16 protein-coding genes and 1 pseudogene are annotated in these 20,262 nt (G+C 64.4%); 10 read left to right on the top strand and 7 right to left on the bottom strand.

Annotated features, from left to right (window positions below; all coding sequences use genetic code 11):
- Positions 1–3 precede the first annotated feature (3 nt).
- The 7 genes from D7325_RS13855 to D7325_RS13825 all read left to right on the top strand — a co-directional run bounded on the left by D7325_RS13855 (position 4) and on the right by D7325_RS13825 (position 7,627).
- Positions 4–1,524, top strand: coding sequence for a tripartite tricarboxylate transporter permease (locus D7325_RS13855; protein WP_120996555.1), 1,521 nt, complete (start codon positions 4–6; stop codon positions 1,522–1,524).
- A 396-nt stretch (positions 1,525–1,920) separates the two neighbouring features.
- Positions 1,921–2,736, top strand: a complete 816-nt coding sequence (locus D7325_RS13850; RefSeq protein ID WP_120996553.1) for an NAD-dependent epimerase/dehydratase family protein — start codon at positions 1,921–1,923, stop codon at positions 2,734–2,736.
- Between the two features lie 45 nt (positions 2,737–2,781).
- On the top strand, positions 2,782–3,678 hold the full coding sequence (locus tag D7325_RS13845) for an SMP-30/gluconolactonase/LRE family protein (protein WP_120996551.1): 897 nt from the start codon (positions 2,782–2,784) through the stop codon (positions 3,676–3,678).
- Positions 3,679–3,760: 82 nt separating this feature from the next.
- A complete protein-coding gene (locus D7325_RS13840; RefSeq protein ID WP_120996549.1) occupies positions 3,761–4,735 on the top strand; it encodes a TRAP transporter substrate-binding protein in 975 nt (324 codons plus the stop codon).
- A 55-nt stretch (positions 4,736–4,790) separates the two neighbouring features.
- Positions 4,791–5,318 (top strand): TRAP transporter small permease, encoded by a 528-nt coding sequence (locus D7325_RS13835; RefSeq protein ID WP_120996547.1) that lies wholly within the window; start codon positions 4,791–4,793, stop codon positions 5,316–5,318.
- A complete protein-coding gene (locus D7325_RS13830) occupies positions 5,319–6,599 on the top strand; it encodes a TRAP transporter large permease (RefSeq protein WP_120996545.1) in 1,281 nt (426 codons plus the stop codon). It begins immediately after the preceding gene.
- 110 nt (positions 6,600–6,709) lie between these two features.
- A complete protein-coding gene (locus D7325_RS13825) occupies positions 6,710–7,627 on the top strand; it encodes an EamA family transporter (RefSeq protein WP_120996543.1) in 918 nt (305 codons plus the stop codon).
- A 65-nt stretch (positions 7,628–7,692) separates the two neighbouring features.
- Here D7325_RS13825 and D7325_RS13820 read toward each other — a convergent pair whose 3' ends face one another.
- Positions 7,693–8,442, bottom strand: a complete 750-nt coding sequence (locus tag D7325_RS13820) for a FadR/GntR family transcriptional regulator (protein WP_120996540.1) — start codon at positions 8,440–8,442, stop codon at positions 7,693–7,695.
- Positions 8,443–8,642: 200 nt separating this feature from the next.
- Here D7325_RS13820 and acs point away from each other — a divergent pair, with 200 nt between their 5' ends.
- On the top strand, positions 8,643–10,601 hold the full coding sequence (gene acs / locus D7325_RS13815; RefSeq protein WP_120996538.1) for an acetate--CoA ligase: 1,959 nt from the start codon (positions 8,643–8,645) through the stop codon (positions 10,599–10,601).
- A 76-nt stretch (positions 10,602–10,677) separates the two neighbouring features.
- Here the strand turns inward: acs and D7325_RS13810 are convergent, their stop codons facing one another.
- From D7325_RS13810 to ercA, 5 genes are all read right to left on the bottom strand, one after another.
- Positions 10,678–11,307 carry a CHAP domain-containing protein gene (locus tag D7325_RS13810; RefSeq protein ID WP_120996536.1) on the bottom strand — a complete coding sequence of 210 codons (630 nt, stop codon included), beginning with the start codon at positions 11,305–11,307 and terminating at the stop codon, positions 10,678–10,680.
- A 42-nt stretch (positions 11,308–11,349) separates the two neighbouring features.
- Positions 11,350–12,933, bottom strand: a complete 1,584-nt coding sequence (locus D7325_RS13805) for a hypothetical protein (RefSeq protein WP_162988054.1) — start codon at positions 12,931–12,933, stop codon at positions 11,350–11,352.
- Positions 12,934–12,944: 11 nt separating this feature from the next.
- Complete coding sequence (locus tag D7325_RS13800; protein ID WP_120996532.1) at positions 12,945–13,472, bottom strand: PAAR domain-containing protein; 528 nt, start codon at positions 13,470–13,472, stop codon at positions 12,945–12,947.
- 186 nt (positions 13,473–13,658) lie between these two features.
- A complete protein-coding gene (locus D7325_RS13795; RefSeq protein WP_120996530.1) occupies positions 13,659–15,395 on the bottom strand; it encodes a PAS domain-containing hybrid sensor histidine kinase/response regulator in 1,737 nt (578 codons plus the stop codon).
- Positions 15,379–16,542 carry an alcohol dehydrogenase-like regulatory protein ErcA gene (gene ercA, locus D7325_RS13790; protein WP_120996528.1) on the bottom strand — a complete coding sequence of 388 codons (1,164 nt, stop codon included), beginning with the start codon at positions 16,540–16,542 and terminating at the stop codon, positions 15,379–15,381. Before ercA ends, D7325_RS13795 begins: the two co-directional genes overlap by 17 nt.
- Positions 16,543–16,968: 426 nt before the next feature.
- Here ercA and D7325_RS13785 point away from each other — a divergent pair, with 426 nt between their 5' ends.
- Positions 16,969–18,180, top strand: a complete 1,212-nt coding sequence (locus D7325_RS13785) for a nitrate/nitrite transporter (protein WP_120996526.1) — start codon at positions 16,969–16,971, stop codon at positions 18,178–18,180.
- Positions 18,181–18,198: 18 nt separating this feature from the next.
- Here D7325_RS13785 and D7325_RS13780 read toward each other — a convergent pair whose 3' ends face one another.
- Positions 18,199–18,510, bottom strand: a complete 312-nt coding sequence (locus tag D7325_RS13780; RefSeq protein WP_120996525.1) for an aldo-keto reductase family protein — start codon at positions 18,508–18,510, stop codon at positions 18,199–18,201.
- 439 nt (positions 18,511–18,949) lie between these two features.
- Here D7325_RS13780 and D7325_RS13775 point away from each other — a divergent pair.
- A pseudogene (locus D7325_RS13775) lies at positions 18,950–20,170 on the top strand (NAD(P)/FAD-dependent oxidoreductase); the annotation flags it as partial.
- Positions 20,171–20,262: the final 92 nt, after the last annotated feature.

Genomic DNA, 20,262 nt, shown 5'->3' with positions numbered 1-20,262 from the left:
ATCATGTGGGAACTCTTTTTAACGGGCGTCGACGCTGTGATGTCGGTGCAGATCATGATCCTCATCGTGCTCGGCGTGGCCGTGGGCATCGTCTTCGGCGCGGTACCGGGCCTGACGGCCGTGATGGCCATCGCCCTGTGCCTTCCGCTGACCTACGCGCTCGGCCCGGCAGCGGGTCTTTCGCTGCTGGTGGCCCTGTTCGTCGGTGCCACCTCCGGCGCGCTGATCTCGGCCATTCTGCTGAAAATCCCCGGCACGCCGTCCTCGGTCGCGACGACCTTCGACGGCGGCCCGATGATGGAAAAAGGCGAAGGCGTGAAGGCCCTCGGCGCCGGCGTGGTGTTTTCCTTCCTCGGGACGATCGCCAGCATCATCGCGCTGATGACCATCGCCCCGCTGCTGGCCAAGGTCGCGCTGCGCTTCGGCCCGCATGAATACTTCGCCATCGCGGTGTTCTCGCTCACGCTGATCGCAACGCTGTCGACCGGCTCGATGGTCAAGGGGTTGTTCGCAGGCACGCTCGGTTTCGCCTTTGCCACGGTCGGCATCGCGCCGGTCGATGCGATCCGCCGCTTCACCTTCGACGAGCCGAACCTCAACAGCGGCTTCGACATGCTGGTGGTGCTGATCGGCATCTTCGCCATCTCCGAGGTGATCAAAGTCGCCGAGAGCGTACGCAGCGGCAAGAATGCCGCGATCGGCAGCGTCAGCATGAAGTCGATCAAGGGGTTCGGATTCTCGATGAAGGAGTTCTTCGGCCAGATTCCGAATGCCACCCGTTCGGCGCTGATCGGCATCGGTATCGGCATCCTGCCCGGCATCGGTGCGGGTACCTCCAACATCGTGTCCTACATCGTCGCCAAGAAGCGCTCGAAGTACCCCGAGAAGTTCGGCACCGGCGTGCTCGACGGCGTGGTCGCCAGCGAAACCGCCAACAACGCCGGCATCGGCGGGGCGATGATTCCGCTGCTGACCCTCGGCATTCCAGGCGACGCGGTGACGGCGATCCTGCTCGGCGGCTTCATGATCCACGGCATCCAGCCCGGCCCGATGCTCTTCATCAGCCAGGGCGCGCTGGTCTACACCATCTTCGTGGCGCTGATCGTATCGGCCGTGCTGATGCTGTTGCTGGAGTTCTACGGGCTGCGCATCTTCATCAAGCTGCTGGCCGTGCCGAAGCACATCCTGCTGCCGATCATCCTGGTGCTGTGCGTGGTGGGCGCCTTCGGGTTGTCGAGCCGGGTGTTCGATGTCTGGACCATTCTGCTGTTCGGTCTGATCGGCTACGGCTTCGTCAAGGGCGGCATTCCGCCGGCGCCCTTCATCATCGGCTTCATCCTGGGGCCGATGGCCGAGACGAACCTGCGGCGCGGTCTGATGCTGTCGGACGGCAACTTCGTGGGCTTCCTGACGAACCCCATCTCCGGCGCCTTCCTGCTGCTGGCGGTGCTGTCTGTCGCCTGGCACGTGGTCGGCAGCCTGCGTGCTCGCAAGAATGCCTCGACGGAACTGGCCCAGGCCTGACCCTTCTCCAAGCGCCCCTGCGGGGGCGCTTGCCTCTCGCCCCCTTCCCTTTCCCTCTCCGCCGTTGCCCCGCTCTATTTCGGGCTCCACCGTCATCGTACAACCATCAGACGGGCTTCGAGCCGGGCGATAGCCCGCGTCTGCGACATTGGTTCAATGGCGCCCCGGCATGCCAGCTTCTACGTTGGTGGCAGTTCGAGGGATCAGATGCGTCGCATCGATCATCAAACGAGCGTGCTTGAGCGGTTGGCCGCCCAGCGAAGGGGTCGGCGAGGATCGACCGGTCGCTACTGTTTCGCCATGACAGCGGGTTGACAAAGAAGGGCAGGCTGCAAAATAATCGGCGCAAGTCATCTGACAACCGATGACAGCAAAAACAACGACAAAGGCCAGACCATGACGAATCCGACCAGCACGCCCTACAACCGCCTGCTTCTCACCGGCGCCGCCGGTGGCCTGGGGAAAGTCCTTAGAGAGCGTCTGCGCCCCTTCGCCAACATCATTCGCCTTTCCGACATCTCGCCGATGGCGCCGGCCGAAGGTCCCCACGAAGAAGTGGTGCCCTGCGACCTGAGCGACAAGGCGGCCGTCCATGCGCTCTGCGAAGGCGTCGATGCCATCTGCCACTTCGGCGGCGTCTCGGTCGAGCGCCCGTTCGAGGAAATCCTCGAAGCGAACATCAAGGGCGTCTTCCACATCTATGAAGCCGCCCGCCGTCATGGCATCAAGCGCATCATCTTCGCCAGTTCCAACCACGTCATCGGCTTCTACAAGCAGACCGAAACGATCGACGCCCACGCACCACGCCGTCCGGACAGCTACTACGGCCTGTCCAAGTCCTACGGCGAAGACATGGCGACCTTCTATTACGACCGCTACGGCATCGAGACCGTGAGCATCCGCATCGGCTCTTCCTTCCCGGAGCCGGCCAACCGCCGGATGATGAGCACCTTCCTCACCTACGAAGACCTCACCGACCTGATCGGCCGCAGCCTGTTCACCCCGAACGTGGGCCACACGGTCGTCTACGGCATGTCGGACAACCGCGACATCTGGTGGGATAACCGCCTCGCCGCTCACCTGGGCTTCAAACCGCAAGGCAGCTCCGAGCCGTTCCGCGAAAAAGTCGAAGCCCAGCCCCCTGTCCCTGCCGATGATCCGAACGCGATCTATCAGGGCGGCGCCTTCTGCGCAGCAGGCCCGTTCGACTGACCCACTGCGACACCCTCGCCCGCGAACAAGAAAAAGAGAGACGCAATGGCAACCCAAGCAGAACTCATCGTCGACGCGCGCAACGCCACCGGAGAATGCCCGGTCTGGGTGAGCAGCGAGCAGGCCCTCTACTGGGTCGATATCCCCGCCCGCCAGCTGCTGCGCTGGGATGCGACTACCGCCGAAGTCACGCGCTGGACCGGCGACGAAATGATCGCCTGCATCGCACGGCGCGCCGGTGGTGAGAATCGCTGGATCGCCGGCATGGAAAGCGGCGTCTTCGAGGTGATGCCGCAGGCCGACGGCACCCTGGCCGCGACCCGGCTGGCCTCGGTGGACCATCCGCGGGCGGCAATGCGCTTCAACGATGGGCGCTGCGATCGCCAGGGCCGTTTCTGGGCCGGCACCATGCTGCTGGACATGGCGGCGGGCGCCAGCGTCGGTTCGCTGTATCGCTTCGATGGCGCGACCGAGGGTGCGGTCAAGCCGGTCCTGAACGACTTCATCGTGGCCAACGGCCTGGGCTTCAGCCCCGATGGCCGCACGATGTACCTCTCCGATTCGCACCCGAGCGTGCAGAAGATCTGGGCGTTCGATTACGACCTCGACGACGGCATGCCGAGCAACCGCCGCCTGTTCATCGACATGAACGCGTACCCGGGCCGTCCCGATGGCGCGGCGGTGGATGCCGAAGGTTGCTACTGGATCTGCGGCAACGACGAAGGCCTGGTACACCGCTTCACCCCGGATGGCCGCCTTGACCGCTCGCTGCCCGTACCGGTGAAGAAACCGACCATGTGCGCCTTCGGCGGCGCCAACCTGGACACCCTGTTCGTCACCTCCATCCGGCCTGGCGGCGATCTGACCGACCAGCCGCTGGCCGGCGGCGTCTTCGCCCTGAACCCCGGCGTCACCGGGCTGGAGGAACCGCTCTTCGGATAATCGAGCACAACACCGGGTGATGCCCCTCGGGGGTCGCCCGTTCGCAACGCGGCAACCCAACAACAACAAAACGGAGATTCACATGAATTTCAAACGCAAGTTGCTTCTCGCAGCGCTCCCGTTCGCCTTCACCTTCGCTGGCGCGGCGAACGCCGAAATGACCCTGAAGATCGCCGAAGTGCACCCGGCAGGCTACCCGACCGTGGTGGCTCAGGAGCACATGGGCGAGAAGATCGAAGAAGCCACCGACGGTGAACTGAAGTTCCGCATGTTCTCCGGCGGCGTGCTGGGCTCCGAGAAGGAAGTGGTAGAGCAGGTCCAGCTCGGCGCGGTGCAGATGACCCGCGTCAGCCTCGGCACGCTCGGCCCGGTCATCCCCGAGGTCAACGCCTTCAACATGCCGTTCGTGTTCCGCGACCACGAGCACATGCGCAAGGTCATCGACGGCCCGATCGGCCAGGAGATCCTCGACAAGATCACCAACTCCGATTTCAACATGGTCGGCCTGGCCTGGATGGACGGTGGCGTGCGCAACCTCTACACCAAGGAGCCTGTGCGCAGCATCGAAGACCTCAAGGGCATGAAGATCCGCGTGATCGGCAACCCGCTGTTCATCGACACCCTCAACGCCATGGGCGCACAGGGCGTGGCGATGGCTACCGGCGAGATCTACAGCGCCCTGCAGACCGGCGTGATCGACGGCGCGGAAAACAACCCGCCGACCATGCTCGAGCACAACCACTACCGTGAGGCCAAGAACTACACCCTCACCGGCCACCTGATCCTTCCCGAGCCGATCGTGATTTCCAAGACGACCTGGAACAAGCTCACCCCCGAGCAGCAGGACATCGTCATGAAGTACGCCAAGGAAGCGCAGATGGAAGAGCGCCAGCTGTGGGACAAGAAAACCGAGGAAAGCGTCGCCAAGCTCAAGGAAGCTGGCGTGGAATTCATCGAAGTGGACAAGCAGCCCTTCTATGAAGCCACCGCTCCGGTTCGCGAGAAGTACGGCGCCGAATTCGCCGACCTGATCAAGCGTATCGAAGCGGTCGAGTAACCTCGGTCACTCAAAAATACGCGGCGGCTTCGGCCGCCGCGCTCGTGGTGAAGTCATGAAAAACACGATCCTGCGCGTCAATGACGTGATCTACACAACCTGCATCTGGGTCGCCGGGCTTTCCGTCGCCCTGATGTCCCTGATCATCCCCTGGGGCGTGTTCGCCCGCTACGTCCTCGAAAGCGGCTCGGGATGGCCGGAACCCGTCGCCATCCTGCTGATGGTGCTGTTCACCTTCGTTGGCGCCGCAGCAAGCTACCGTGCCGGCGCACACATGGCGATGGACATGGTTGCCGAACGCCTGCCGCAGTCCTGGCAAGGAGCAATCGCTCTCTTCGTGCAGATCGTCATGGTGATCGTCTGCCTGTTCATGACTATCTGGGGCACCAAGCTGTGCATCACCACCTGGAACCAGTACATGAGCACCCTTCCCACCTTGCGCGTAGGCATCACCTACTCGCCGATCCCGATTGGTGGCTTCCTGACCCTGATTTTCATCCTCGAACGCCTGTTCCTGGGTGACCAGAGCAAACGCCGGGCGGTCGATTACGAAGCCCTCGAAGAAAGCAAGGAGGCCGTGTAAATGGACGCGCTCATTCTGCTCGGCAGTTTCGCGCTGCTCATCACCTTCCGCATGCCGGTCGCCTATGCACTGGGCCTGTCGGCACTGATCGGCGCCTGGTGGATCGACATCCCGTTCGGCGCGGTGATGATCCAGGTCGCTGGCGGCATCAACAAATTCTCGCTGCTGGCCATTCCCTTCTTCGTGCTGGCCGGCGCGATCATGGCCGAAGGTGGCATGGCTCGCCGCCTGGTGGCTTTCGCCGGCGTGCTGGTCGGCTTCGTTCGCGGCGGGCTGTCGCTGGTGAACATCATGGCGTCGGCCTTCTTCGGTGCCATCTCGGGCTCGTCACTGGCCGACACCGCCTCCGTCGGCTCCGTGTTGATCCTCGAAATGGAGAAAAAGGGCTACCCGCGCGAGTTTTCGACCGCCGTGACGGTCAGCGGCTCGGTGCAGGCGCTGCTCACCCCGCCTAGCCATAACTCGGTGCTTTACTCGCTCGCCGCGGGCGGGACCATCTCCATCGCCGCGCTGTTCGTGGCCGGTATCGGCCCGGGCCTGTTGCTCAGCGCCGTCATGATGGGCATGTGCCTGTTCTTCGCCAAGAAGCGCAACTACCCCAAGGGCGAAACCATTCCGCTGCGCCAGGCGCTGAAGATCTGCGTCGAGGCGCTGTGGGGCCTGATGACGATGGTCATCATCCTCGGCGGCATCCTCTCCGGCGTGTTCACCGCGACCGAATCGGCTTCGATCGCCGTGGTCTGGGCGTTCTTCGTCACGATGTTCATCTACCGGGACTACAAGTGGAGCGAGCTGCCCAAGCTGATGCACCGCACCGTGCGCACCCTGTCGATCGTGATGATCCTGATCGCCTTCGCCTCGGCGTTCGGCTACATCATGACGCTGATGCAGATTCCCTCGAAGATCACCACGGCGCTGCTGACCATCTCGGACAACCGCTACGTCGTGCTGATGTGCATCAACTTCATGCTACTGGCGCTCGGCACGCTGATGGACATGGCCCCGCTGATCCTCATCCTCACGCCGATCCTGATGCCGGTGATCACTGACATCGGTGTCGACCCGGTGCATTTCGGCATGATCATGCTGGTCAACCTGGGTATCGGCCTGATCACCCCGCCGGTCGGTGCGGTACTGTTCGTCGGCGCGGCCATCGGCAAGGTCACGATCGAAAACACGGTCAAGGCGCTGCTGCCGTTCTACCTGGCACTGTTCGCCGTACTGATGGCGGTCACCTACATTCCGGCCATCTCCCTGTGGCTGCCGAGCGTGGTGCTCTGACAGGCACACATTAGCTACACGAAACCGCGGCTCCCCCGAGCAATCGGTGGGAGCCGTTTCTTTTTTCCCTTCGAACCTGGTATTCCATCCACCCCCGAGTGAGTTGCGACATGACTGCTACCGATAACCCCGCTCCCCTCCCCCGCCACATCGCGATCGCGACGTTGCTCTGCCTTGGATGCGCCTTCGCCGGCAACCATGTGGCCGCCCGCGTCGCCTTCGATGACGGCGCGGGTGTCCTGCTGGCGATCCTCATGCGTTCGGGGGGTACGCTGCTGGCGCTGGGGATGCTGGTGTGGTGGCAGCGCCAGCCCATCCGCCTGCCGCCGGGTGCCTGGCGCTGGCAGCTGGTACTGGGCTTGCTGATCGCGACGCAGAGCATCTGCCTGTATTCGGCCGTGGCACGGGTGCCGGTAGCGATCGCGCTGCTGGTAGCCAATGTGTTCCCGATCCTGCTGGTGCTGCTCACCTGGGGCCTCGGCGGCCCGAAGCCGACCGCGCGCCGGGCCATACTCATGGGGGTGATCCTCGTCGGGCTGGTGTTCGTGCTCGACGTGCCCGGTCGCCTGAGTTCCGGCGAGCGCATGCAACCGGAGTGGATTCTGGGCATCGCGCTGGCCTTCACGGCGGCGACCGTGTTCGCGGTGGCGCTCTGGATCACCGATCACAAGCTGTCGACCCTGCGTGGCTCGGTGCGCAGCATGCTGACCATGTCGATCGTGTTTTCCACCAGTGCGATCGCCGGCTTCAGCGGCGTCCTGCCCGGCGGGCTGGACCTGCCCGCCAGCAGCACGGGCTGGACGGCGCTCGCCACGCTGGTGGTGCTCTATTGCACCGGCTTTACGCTGCTGTTCGTCTCGGTGCCGCGACTGGACATGCCGCGCAACGCACCGGTGATGAACATCGAGCCGGTCGCGACGCTCATCATGGGCTGGATCGTGCTCGACCAGATGCTGGCGATGGGGCAGATCTTCGGCGGCCTGATCGTGATCGCCGGGATCGTGCTGCTCAGCTACAAGAAGGACTGACGCCGCGGAACGCGCACAGCAAAACGCCCGCATCCAGCGGGCGTTTTTTTGGGTCATGCGAGACTTCAGGCCTGCCCCGACTCCGCCTCCTCATGCGCCTGACGCAGCCGCTCGCGACTGTTGGTCAGGTGCAGGCGCATCGCCGCGCGCGCCGCGTCCGGGTCCTGCCGGGCGATGGCGTCGTAGATTTCCTCGTGCTCGCGCATCAGGCGGGCGTTGTAGTGCGACTGGTCGTCATGGGCCAGGCGGGCCGAATTCACCCGCGTGCGCGGAATGATGGCGGTGCCCAGGTGATTCATGATGTCGCTGAAATAGCGATTCTCGGTGGCCTGCGCGATCTGCAGGTGGAACTGGAAGTCCGAGCCGACGGCATCGCTCGCGTGGATCATGCTGTCGTTCAGCGCGTCGAGGAACTCGCGCATCGCCTTCAGTTGCTCCGGCGTGCGTCGCTGCGCGGCGAGACCGGCGGACTCGACCTCCAGGCTGATGCGCAACTCGAGGATCGCCAGCACGTCGCGCAAGGTGACGATGGTCGCCGGATCGATCCGCAAGCCGGTGCTGCTGGGCACGTCGAGCACGAAGGTGCCGATGCCGTGGCGCGTCTCGACCAGCCCCGACGCCTGCAGGCGTGAGATGGCTTCGCGCACTACCGTTCGGCTGACGCCTTGCGCTTCCATGATCGCCGACTCCGTCGGCAGCTTTTCGCCGCGCTTGATCACGCCATCGCGGATCTGCTGTGACAGCTCGGTGACCAGTTCCTGGGCCAGGCTGCGATGCTTGCGGCGGACACGGGGTGCAGTGCTTGCGTTTTCCATATTGATCCGACGTTGAGTTTCAAATGCCGCGTATGGTAGCAAAAGTTGTCTGACGACATGACGCTTCGATCGCCGTGCCGCCCGGCGCGCGATTCGACCTTGGTCTTAGCCGCACTCCACCATCGTTGTATAGCCCGGAACTGGCGCCTCGCCGTACAAAGTGAGGACAAGAACACAATGCCGCCAGGCCGAGGATATCCATGACCGCTTCCCTTTACCCTGTCCGTCCCGAGGTCGTCGCACAGACGCTGACCGACGAGGCCACCTACAAGGCGCTGTACCAGCAATCGGTGGTCAACCCGGATGGCTTCTGGCGCGAGCAGGCGCGACGCATCGACTGGATGAAGCCGTTCACCAAGGTCAAGCAGACCTCCTTCGACGATCACCACGTCGACATCAAGTGGTTCGCCGACGGCACCCTCAACGTGTCTTACAACTGCCTGGACCGTCACCTCGAGGAGCGTGGCGACCAGGTGGCGATCATCTGGGAAGGCGACGACCCGTCCGAGCATCGGGAGATCACCTACCGCGAGCTGCACGAGGAAGTCAGCAAGTTCGCCAACGCGCTGCGCGGCCAGGACGTGCACCGCGGCGACGTGGTCACCATCTACATGCCGATGATTCCCGAAGCCGTGGTCGCCATGCTCGCCTGCGCCCGGATCGGCGCGATCCATTCGGTGGTCTTCGGCGGCTTCTCGCCCGAGGCGCTGGCCGGCCGCATCATCGATTGCAAGTCGAAGGTGGTCATCACCGCCGACGAGGGCTTGCGCGGCGGCAAGAAAACCCCGCTCAAGGAGAACGTCGACGAGGCCCTGACCAACCCGGAAACCTGCAGCGTGCAGAAGATCATCGTGGTCAAGCGCACCGGCGGGCACATCAAGTGGCACTCGCATCGCGACATCTGGTACGAGGATCTGATGCAGGTCGCCGGCAGCGTCTGCGCCCCCAAGGAGATGGGCGCCGAGGAGCCGCTGTTCATCCTTTACACCTCCGGTTCGACCGGCAAGCCCAAGGGCGTACTGCACACCACCGGTGGCTATCTGGTTTACGCCTCGATGACCCACGAGCGCGTGTTCGACTACAAGCCGGGCGAGATCTACTGGTGCACGGCCGACGTCGGCTGGGTGACGGGCCACAGCTACATCGTCTACGGCCCGCTGGCCAACGGCGCCACCACCCTGCTCTTCGAAGGCATCCCCAACTACCCGGACGTCACCCGCATGGCGCAGGTGGTGGACAAGCACAAGGTCAACATCCTCTACACCGCGCCGACCGCCATCCGCGCCATGATGGCGCAGGGCAATGCCTGCGTGCAGGGCACCAGCCTCGCCTCGCTGCGCCTGCTGGGTTCGGTCGGCGAGCCGATCAACCCCGAAGCCTGGGACTGGTACCACAAGACCATCGGCCAGGAGCGCTGCCCGATCGTCGATACCTGGTGGCAGACCGAAACCGGCGGCATCCTGATCAGCCCGCTGCCGGGCGCCACGGCGCTCAAGCCAGGCTCGGCCACGCGTCCGTTCTTCGGCGTACAGCCAGCGCTGGTCGACAACCTCGGCAACCTCATCGAAGGACCCGCCGAGGGCAACCTGGTGATCATCGACTCCTGGCCGGGTCAGGCACGCAGCCTGTACGGCGACCATGATCGCTTCGTCGACACCTATTTCCGTACCTTCAAGGGCATGTACTTCACCGGCGACGGCGCACGCCGCGACGAGGATGGCTACTACTGGATCACCGGCCGCGTCGACGACGTCCTGAACGTCTCCGGCCACCGCATGGGCACCGCCGAGATCGAGAGCGCGATGGTCGCCCACGCCAAGGTCGCCGAAGCGGCGGTGGTCGGGGTGCCGCATGACATCAAGGGCCAGGGCATCTACGTCTACGTGACGCTCAATGCCGGCGAGGCGCCCTCCGAGCAGCTGCGGCAGGAACTCAAGCAATGGATTCGCCGCGAGATCGGCCCGATCGCCGTGCCGGACGTCATCCAGTGGGCGCCGGGCCTGCCGAAGACCCGCTCGGGCAAGATCATGCGCCGCATCCTGCGCAAGATCGCCACGGCCGAGTACGACGCCCTCGGCGATATCTCGACACTCGCCGATCCTGGCGTGGTGCAGGTATTGATCGACACCCACAAGGAAATGACCGCCGTCTGCGCCTGACGCCCCGCCATGCGAAAAGCCCCACCCGGCCTGCCGGGTGGGGCTTTTTCGTTGTCTCGAGTTTCGTTGCCTCGGATCATTGGCCATCGCTAATGGCATCACTCGGCGATGGAAGCCGGAGCCAGCCCAGTACCTGGCCATCACCGAGATACCAGCGGCCCTCACGAGAGCTTAGCGCCAGGGTTTCCCTGGAGCTGCCAAAGGGACCTGGGTTTTGTTGAGCGATCTGCAGTGTGTCGCGGCCGACACTGGCAATGATTGCAACGTGCCCGTAGCGGTTGCGCAGTGAGGGGGCGAAGACCAGCAGGTCATCCGCCTTCGGCGACATGGTGCCGCCGTTGGCGAACTGCCACATGGCTCGCTTGGCATTCAGGCCGCCATCGCTGAGGGTCGGGTCGAAGAAGTCTTTGGCATGCCCGTAGGTGTCTGGCATGCGGTGCCCGTGACGTTCGAAGTAGTAGCGTTTGACGAACTCGACACACTGATAACGAAGACCCAGGTTGTAACCGTCTCGAGTCAGGTTACGACCTTGCACGCTGTTGACCCCACCGTTGTAGTAAATGGCTACGCCGTTCAGCTCGTCGAGTTGCTCGCCTACGGCATGCTGGGGGTTGGGGTCTACTCGGGTAACGGCGGCATAGACTGCCAGCGCCGTCAGCGGCAGTAGCGCGCCGGCAGCGAGTAAGGCGTATAGACGTTTTCTCATATGAAGACTCGCTGCCGCCGGATCGACGCGGCACTGTGGCGATCAGCGTGCTTTACGCTCGAATTCGTCTATTTCGACAAAGGCTTTACGGTGCTCGGCTTGCGAGGCGTAATCACCAACGATTTCCTTGACGGCCTTACCGGTGAGGTTTTCACCCGTTTGAGCGTCGCGAGAAAAGGTGATCGCGAAACGTCTACCGGCTAGTTCCAGATAGAGGTAGTAATAGTCTTCCGGCTTGTTTGGTTCGGCGAACGCGCTGTAGGCGTAGCGGATGCGGTGGGCAAGCTTCGGAGGGTTAAGTATGAACGCCTCGGTATCTATGTTTTCGAAATAGCTGCCATCGAACGCCTCGGCTGCGGCATATGGAAGTTCGCTTAGCTGCCCGCGGGTAAACGGCTTGGGCTGGCTACGCAACATGGTGACATTGCTGGCGCCTCCGTCGGCCTCGATGTTCCGCGTTTTGTACATGCCGCGAGCAAACCACTGGCTCGCATCGAACATCGCTTCATTATCAAAGCCACCGTAGTACATCATTACTTTCTTAGGCATCTCGCCCTCCTTGGCATTGAGATCAGGTCCAACGATTAGATTGATGGCGATTGCGGCGCACCATAGAAACGTCGTTATCCTGGATTTCATAGCGGCTTGAATTCCAGCAACGTAGCCGGCCCCCCAGTCGGCGATTCCCCGGCTCGAACGGGGCGAACCGCACCCTCGGCGTCCAGCGGGTACCCTATGGACTGCTCGTATTCGTCGCGACTGTTTGCGAGGAGGCCGTGGCTTAGATTCGCCAGGAGGTTCAGCGTCGGTGTCGTTGCTCGCCTTTCGGTGAGCGTTTAACCGTCCGAGATAGTCGCTGAGCTGGCGCCTGTATGCCTTCATGGCGTGTGCATCCGCGTTGATCTTATTGCGGGCGGTGGTTAGCCCGGCACGGTCATCGGCATTGCCATAGGTCTGATCGTAATTGCTGCGCCGCGGGAACGCCCAGACCGGGGTTTGCGCGGCGTTGGCTATAAGCTGCGCCAAGCTCTGTTCGTAGAGCGGGTTTTCCCCTTCACTCACGTATACATCGGCATCGATGCCGAGGCCGGTCCGGCAAGCATAGGAATGGATCTTGCCCCTCAGGTCGAACGCTTCCGCCTTGAGCATCAGTGCCTGGGCGTCGCGCATGCGGTAGCTATCGGCCTTGGCTAACTCGTATCCAAACTCGATGGTTCCAACCAACCCATGGGCAAACAGATCGAGCTGCTTTATCTCTCGTTTTTTGCTGATGCGTAAGTTGATGAAGTCGAGAAGATGGGCGATCGAATCGAGCTCCCTGTATTTGGCGCCGTAACGTGTTTCGACCACATCCTTCACGGCATCGAGCAGGCGGCGTTCATAGTCCTCGGTGAATATCAGGAAGATGCGTTGGGTGCTGTCGTCCGCGCTCGCTTCCGGGTAGAGGCGAATCTGCCGGATGCCCTGATTGATGAAGCGCATCTTGTTGCCCTTTTGACCCCGCAGCCTCTCCATCATCGTCATATGCGATGCGCCGACTACGGTGATGAAGTCTCTCTGCAGGGTAATAGGGATTTGTTGAATGGCGTGTTGCGTGCCTGTCATTCCTGTGTGCGGTGCTGTCATTGCATCTGTCCTTAGAAGCTAATGCCCTTTTGCTTGAGGTATTTGGCCGCGTCCCGTCCCCAGCGGACGATCACGGCCTGGGGGTCTTGAGTGAACACTCGCTCGGTATTGCCATAAGCATTGGTGTACCCCACGAAACGCTGACCATCGGCACATTCCACGCAATAAAGCGCGTCCTCGACGGGCTGACCGGTGTTGCTGTCGATCAGCTGGTACTGCTCGCTATGTCTGGGTAGAACTTCAGGTGCGGTAAAGGGTGCGCTACCCGATTGAGTTCCGACCATGACGTCACCGGAGCCTGTGATGATGATTCCGCCGTGGGCCGTGGCGCTGCCCAGAAAGGCGATGGGCTGGCCGTTCACCAAGATGCTGCCGATACCCTCGGCAACCGCATCTCCACAGCCCGTACTGTCTCCGACCCTCAAAGCGGGCAAGCCATTGATCAGCACATTGGGAGAGCCACTGGTGGTGGCGTTAGTGCCGTGTCCGGTTTTGGGGCAGGCATTCAAATCGGTAAGGCGAGCGGCGGGCTTGGCCATTGTCGACATCCTTGTGCATGGGGCGTGCATTCTGGGCGGTATCGGTGACGCTCGATGTGGTCGGGATCACCGTGCGAAAGGTTCCTATCCAGCCGGCATGCCCACGCCATGCCACGAGGGCCGCTCGACACCTTGGGATCTTCGCTGCCAGTGTTTGCGCGATAACGCTCGTCAGCAGGGAACGCGCTAGGCGCGTTCCGCCAGCAGATGGCTCAGGACCGAACGCAGCTTGCCGGCCTTCACCGGCTTGTTGAGCACGGGCACGCCTGCGCCCTGCAAGGCCTGGCGACACTGGTCGCTGCGATCGGCGGTGATCATCACCACCGGCAACGAGGCGCCGAAGCGCGCGCGCAGCGCCAGCGCCGTGTCCCAGCCCGTGGCGCCTTCGTCGAGGTGATAGTCCGCCAGCACCAGGTCCGGCGGCAGGTCGCCCACGGCCTGCATCGCACCGGCCTGGTCGGTGGCGAGCAGGACCTCGCACCCCCACTGTTCGAGCAGCGCCGCCATGCTGTCGAGGATGCGCCGTTCATTGTCGATCACCAGCAGCCGCCGTCCCGGCAGCGGGTCGCCGATTCGCGTCGGAACGCTGCGAGCCGCCGCGCGCACCGGAGCCTCGACGGCGAGCGGCACATCGATGCTGAACACCGAACCCCGCCCTACCCGAGAGCGCACCTGCACCCGATAGCCCAGCATGCTGGCGATCCGGTCGACGATCGCCAGCCCGAGCCCCACGCCCTTGCGCTCCTCAGCGCGTTGCCGGCCAAGCTGGTTGAACTCCAGGAAGATGGCGCCGATCTGGTCGGTCGGAATGCCGCGCCCGGTGTCCCACACCTCCAGGCGCAGCTGGTCGCCCCGCCGTCGCGCCGCCAATAGCACCGCGCCGCGATCGGTGTAGCGACAGGCGTTGCTGAGGAAATTGCGCAGGATGCGCGTCAGCAGGCGAAAGTCGGTGCTCACCGCCACGGCCGGGATGCGCGCGCGCAGCGTCAGCCCGGCAGCCTCGGCGACCGTCTGGAATTCCGACACCAGCGGTGCGAACAGCTCGTCCAGGCGATAGACATCGATGTCCGGCTTGATCGCGCTCTGGTCGAGCTTGGAAATGTCCAGCAGGTCGGTCAGCAGGTCTTCGGCACCTTCGAGCGCCTGGTGCGCCCGCTCGACCAGCGTCTGCTCGGCAGCCGGCAGGTGGCGTTCTCGCAGCGTGGAGATCAGCAGCCGTGCGGCATTGAGCGGTTGCAAGAGGTCATGGCTCGCCGCGGCCAGGTACTTGTCCTTGCTCAGGTTGGCCGCCTGCGCCGCGTCGCGGGCCTCGCGCAGCGCACGCTCGGCGCGCATGCGCACGTCGATCTCCTCGGAGAGGTGTCGGTTCATCGTTCGCAATTCGTGGGTGCGCTCGGCCACGCGATGTTCGAGTTGCTCGTTCAATTGCACCAAACGCAGCTGGGCCTGCTTGCGCTCGGTGATGTCGGCGACGAACCCCTCGACCAGCCCGTCTTCGTCCGGCTTGAGCAAGAGGTTCATCATCACGTGGATTTCCCGCCCGTCGCGCCGGCGCAGCCGGGTCTCGTAGCCGAGCAGCGCGCGGTGCGCCTGAAGCGCCTGGCGGATGAGCTGCAGCTCGGCCTCTCCGCCGACGAACAGATGCGCCGCCAGGTCGGTCAGCGACCAGAGCGCATCCTCGGGGCTGGCATAGCCGAGCATCCGCGCCAGCGCCGGATTGGCGGCGCGCACGCCTTCCTGCAGGCTCGCCTGGAAGATGCCATGCACCGCATGCTCGAACAGCCACTTGTAGCGATTACGCTCGGCCTCGAGTTCTTCGAGCCGGCTGATCAGCTCGGGGTAATGGCTCTTGCGGACCGAGTGACTGCCGAGGCCGAGCAGGTCGGTCAGTGCCTGGCGAGGGTCGTCAGAGGGCCTCGGCATAGACGACCTCGACGTCCCGTTGAGTCGATTCGCGAGGGTTGGTGAGGATGCACGGGTCCTGCATGGCGTGCTCGGACAGCATCGGAATGTCCGAGATACCGACGCCATGCAGTGCCAGCGTCTCGTTGAAACCAACGGCCTGCTTGAAGGCGATCAGGTGATCGACCAGCCGCGCCCGCACCTGCGTGTGCGTCAGGCCGCGCGTGTCGATGCCCAGCGTCTCGGCCACCACCTTGAAGCGCTCGGGCGCCGCGCTGTAGTTGAAGGCCACCACGTGCTCGACCAGCACCGCGTTGCACAGCCCGTGCGGCAGGTCGAGAAACCCGCCGAGGCTATGCGACATCGCATGCACTGCGCCGAGAATGGCGTTGGAGAACGCCAGCCCGGCCTGCATGCTGCCGAGCATGATTTTCTCGCGCAGCGCGATGTCGCCCGGCGTGGCGATCATCGCGGTCAGGTTGCCGTTGATCAGCCGCATCGCCTCCAGCGCATGGGGATCGGTCAGCGGGCCGTGGCCGGTCGATACGAACGCCTCGATGGCATGGACCAGCGCATCGATGCCGGTGCAGGCGGAGAGGAACGGATCCATGCTCAGGGTCGTCTCCGGGTCGATCAGCGAGACGTCGGGCACCGCGCCCTTGCTGACGATCGAGAACTTCATCCGCTCATCCTGGTTGGAGATGATCACGAACTGCGAAACATCCGCCGAGGTGCCCGCCGTGGTGGGAATCAGGATCAATGGCGGACTGGGCACCCGCAGCGTATCGACGCCCTCGAACTCGATGATGTGCCGCCCATGCGCAACCGCGATGCCGATGCCCTTGGCGCAGTCCATCGGACTGCCGCCGCCGACCGCGACGATGACGTTGCAGCCCTGCGCGCGGTAATGCTCGGCGCCCTGCATCACCTCTTCGGTGCGCGGGTTGGGCGAGACCTCGGTGAACAGGCAATGCTCGATGCCCTGCGCCGCCAGGCTGGCCTGCACGTCGGCCACCCAGCCGGCCGCCACCACCCCTGGATCGGACACCAGCAGCACCTTGCGCGCGCCATAGTTGGCGGCGTAGTTGCCGACGCTGTGCCGGCACCCGGCGCCAAAGATGATTTCAGGGGAGACGAATTTGCGATGCAGGCTGATGTTGGCGCTCATGCTGGGGACTACTCGGCGTTCTTATTGTGATATCCGCGTTTTTTCCGCTTCCGGCAGCCTACTGCATCCGGCCGTCTTTGCAATCCGACCGATGGGTCATGCCGCCAGCGCCGGCGTGTTCCGGGCGAGAACGCATCCGACCGAGCGACACAGCCATTCGCGATGACCGATGCCCCGCAACGAGGCGCACAGGCCCGCGCACGCGTCGTTTCGGCGCTCGTGCGAACCCATTGGCGGCCATGAAGGCGGCCGGCGGCGCGCCTGGCGGGTTTGGCGCGCCCCTTGCTAACTCACCTTCGCGGGCAACCAACGGCGGTTGCCGCCAGGACCCGGCGTTGGGTCGCGCGACGACTGTCGCACGCAATCTAACCCCCCGCTCGCGGCATCAGCGACGGGGTACGCCATAGCCCGCATGAAGGTATTCCGATGTCCACGAGCTTCTGGAAAGCCGGCCACGCGCCGACCCTGTTTTGCGCCTTTCTCTATTTCGACCTGAGTTTCATGGTCTGGTACGTGCTCGGACCGCTTGGGGTCCAGATCGCCAGCGACCTGCAACTGACCACCCAGCAACGCGCCTTCATGGTCGCGACGCCGATCCTGTCCGGCGCGGTGCTGCGGCTGTTCATGGGCTTGCTGGCCGACCGCACCGCGCCGAAGACCGCCGGCCTCGTCGGACAGGTGCTGGTGATCCTCGCCCTGGCTGCGGCCTGGCTGATGGGCGTGCATACCTACGAGCAGGCGTTGCTGCTGGGGCTGTTTCTCGGGATTGCGGGCGCGTCGTTCGCCGTCGCGCTGCCGCTAGCGTCGCAGTGGTACCCGCCACAGCATCAGGGCAAGGCGATGGGCATCGCCGGCGCCGGCAACTCGGGCACGGTGTTGGCCGCGCTGTTCGCGCCGGGTCTGGCGGCGCTGTTCGGCTGGAACGCCGTATTCGGTCTTGCGCTGATCCCGCTGGTGCTGACGCTCGGCCTGTTCGCCACCTTCGCCCGCAACGCGCCGAACCGACCGGCGCCCAAGTCGCTGGGCGATTACCTCAAGGCGCTCGGTGACGGCGACAGCTGGTGGTTCATGTTTTTCTACAGCATCACCTTCGGCGGCTTTCTCGGCCTGGCCAGCACCCTGCCCGGCTACTTCCATGACCAGTACGGCCTCGACCCGGTAAAGGCCGGCTACTACACCGCCGCCTGCGTGTTCGCCGGCAGCCTCATGCGGCCGCTGGGTGGCGCACTGGCCGACCACTTCGGCGGAATTCGCGCCCTCCTGGTGATGTACATGCTGGCTTCGCTCGCCATCGCGGCGGTCGGCTTCGACCTGCCGAATCCGGTCGCGGCGCTCGCGCTGTTCGTCGTCGCCATGCTCAGCCTGGGCGCCGGCAACGGTGCGGTGTTTCAGCTGGTGCCGCAGCGCTTCAGCCGCGAGATCGGCGTGATGACCGGATTGATCGGCATGGCCGGTGGCATCGGCGGCTTCTGCCTGACCGCCGGCCTCGGTGCGATCAAGCAGCACAGCGGTGGTTATCAGATGGGGCTGTGGCTGTTCGCGCTGCTCGGCGTGCTCGCCTGGTTCGGCCTGTATGCCGTGAAGATGCGCTGGCGTGCCACCTGGGGTTCGGCCCGGGTCACGGCTGCGCGCGTTTGAGATCGCCCGGACAACGACTCAGCGCCGCATGATCAGCCCCTGGCGGGCGACACGCACCAGCTGCTGGACCTGTTCGGCGAGTGTCGACGGGTCCAGCGCCTCGACCACGGCCAGATCGAAGCTGTCACGGGCGAACCGGTGCAGCGGCTCGCCCGGCGCGTTGAACTGGATGAGAAAGGCATTCGGTCGGCCACATCGACGTGACCAGCCATCCAGCCGCCTGAGCAGCGAGGGTTGGTGCCGGCCGACCAGCAGAATGCGCGACGAAGCCGTGCGGTGCAGCCCGGAGGCCAGCGGTCCGAAACGAAGGGGGGTGGCGGGTAGGGTCATCTCGAAATCTCGCCTCACGGGTTCCGCTGGGAAGCGGTGGGAGGCGGCACCGAACCAGCGCTTTAGCGGTATTTATCAGAGCTTCGCTCCCGCGCCCCGCAAGTAGCTGTGTAAATCGGCGCTGAGACGAACTGTAGAAGCGCCCGCCGTGGCGCGTCAACCTCGCGCGCCGTGCACCAGCGGTGTACGCCATCGCTTCAAGCTGGTGCAGCAGCGCGGCCGCCGAATGCCCGGCAACCGCCTGCAACCGCCATCAGGCGGGCATCGACGCCGGGTTGGCACGGCCAGTGCAACGGTTGCGGCAACGAGCGTGGCCCCAACGTTGGGTGCCGCCTTCCAGTGAGCGGATCGGGACAAAGGCGTCCCCTGACGGGCAACCGACGGACGCCTTTTCATCGATACGACAGCGCGATCCGGCAGACCGGACGCGGAGGACGGCATGAAGAAACTCAGACTGGTGGTGATCGGCAACGGCATGGCGGGCATCCGCACGCTCGAGGAGCTGCTCGAGCTCTCGCCCGCGCTCTATGACATCACCGTGTTCGGCGCCGAGCCGCACCCCAACTACAACCGCATCCTGCTGTCGCCGGTCCTGGCGGGCGAGCGGACCTTCGATGACATCGTCCTGAACCCGACCTCCTGGTATGCGGCCAACGGCATTCGCCTGCTGACCGGGCGGACCGTGGTGACGATCGACCGCGTACGCCGGCGCGTCATCGCCGACGACGGCACCGAAGCGCGTTACGACCGCCTGCTCATTGCCACCGGGTCGCGGCCCTTCACGCTGCCGATTCCCGGCAACCGGCTGGACGGCGTCATCGGCTACCGCGACATCGCCGACACCGAGACCATGCTGCGAACCGCCCGCACGCATCGCCATGCGGTGGTCATCGGCGGTGGCCTGCTCGGCCTGGAAGCGGCCAACGGGCTGGCCCTGCGCGGCATGAGCGTCACGGTGGTGCACCTCGGCGAGTGGCTGATGGAGCGCCAGCTCGACCGCGCCGCCGCCGAGCTGTTGCAGATGGAGCTGGAATCGCGTGGCCTGCGCTTTCTGCTGAACCGGCAGACGACCGACCTGATCGGCGATGAGCGAGGCCGCGTTCGCACCGTGCGCCTGGCCGACGGCGAAACCCTGCCGGCCGACCTGGTGGTGATGGCCGCCGGTATCCGCCCCAACAGCGAACTGGCCCAGCAGGCGGGCTTGCCCTGCCATCGCGGCATCCTGGTCAACGACACCCTGCAAACCTACGACCCGCGCATCTACGCCGTCGGCGAATGCGTCAGCCACCGCGGCGTCGGCTATGGTCTGGTCGCACCGCTGTTCGAGCAGGCCAGGGTCTGCGCCAATCACCTGGCGATGCTCGGCTTCTCGCGCTACGAGGGCTCGGTGACTTCGACCAAGCTGAAGGTCACCGGCATCGACCTGTTCTCGGCCGGCGACTTCCTGGGCGGCGAAGGCACCGAAAGCATCACCCTGCGCGACCCCGTCGCCGGCGTGTACAAGAAACTTGTCATGCGCGGCGACCGGCTGGTCGGCGCCTGCCTGTACGGCGATACCCGCGACAGCGGCTGGTACCTGCGCCAGGTCCGCGAACGCCGGAACCTGAGTGACCTGCGCGATCGCCTGATGTTCGGGCCGACCGGGCATCAACACACCGACAGCGGCAGCGTCACCGGCAGCGGCGAAACGACCACCGACCTCGCCCGCCAGGCGCTCCCGACCGCCCACAGGCTTACCGTTTCGGAGCAACC

It is taken from the genome of Stutzerimonas urumqiensis (assembly GCF_003640395.1).
In the GTDB taxonomy this organism is placed as follows: domain Bacteria; phylum Pseudomonadota; class Gammaproteobacteria; order Pseudomonadales; family Pseudomonadaceae; genus Stutzerimonas; species Stutzerimonas urumqiensis.
This window is presented reverse-complemented; position numbering and strand designations above follow the sequence as displayed.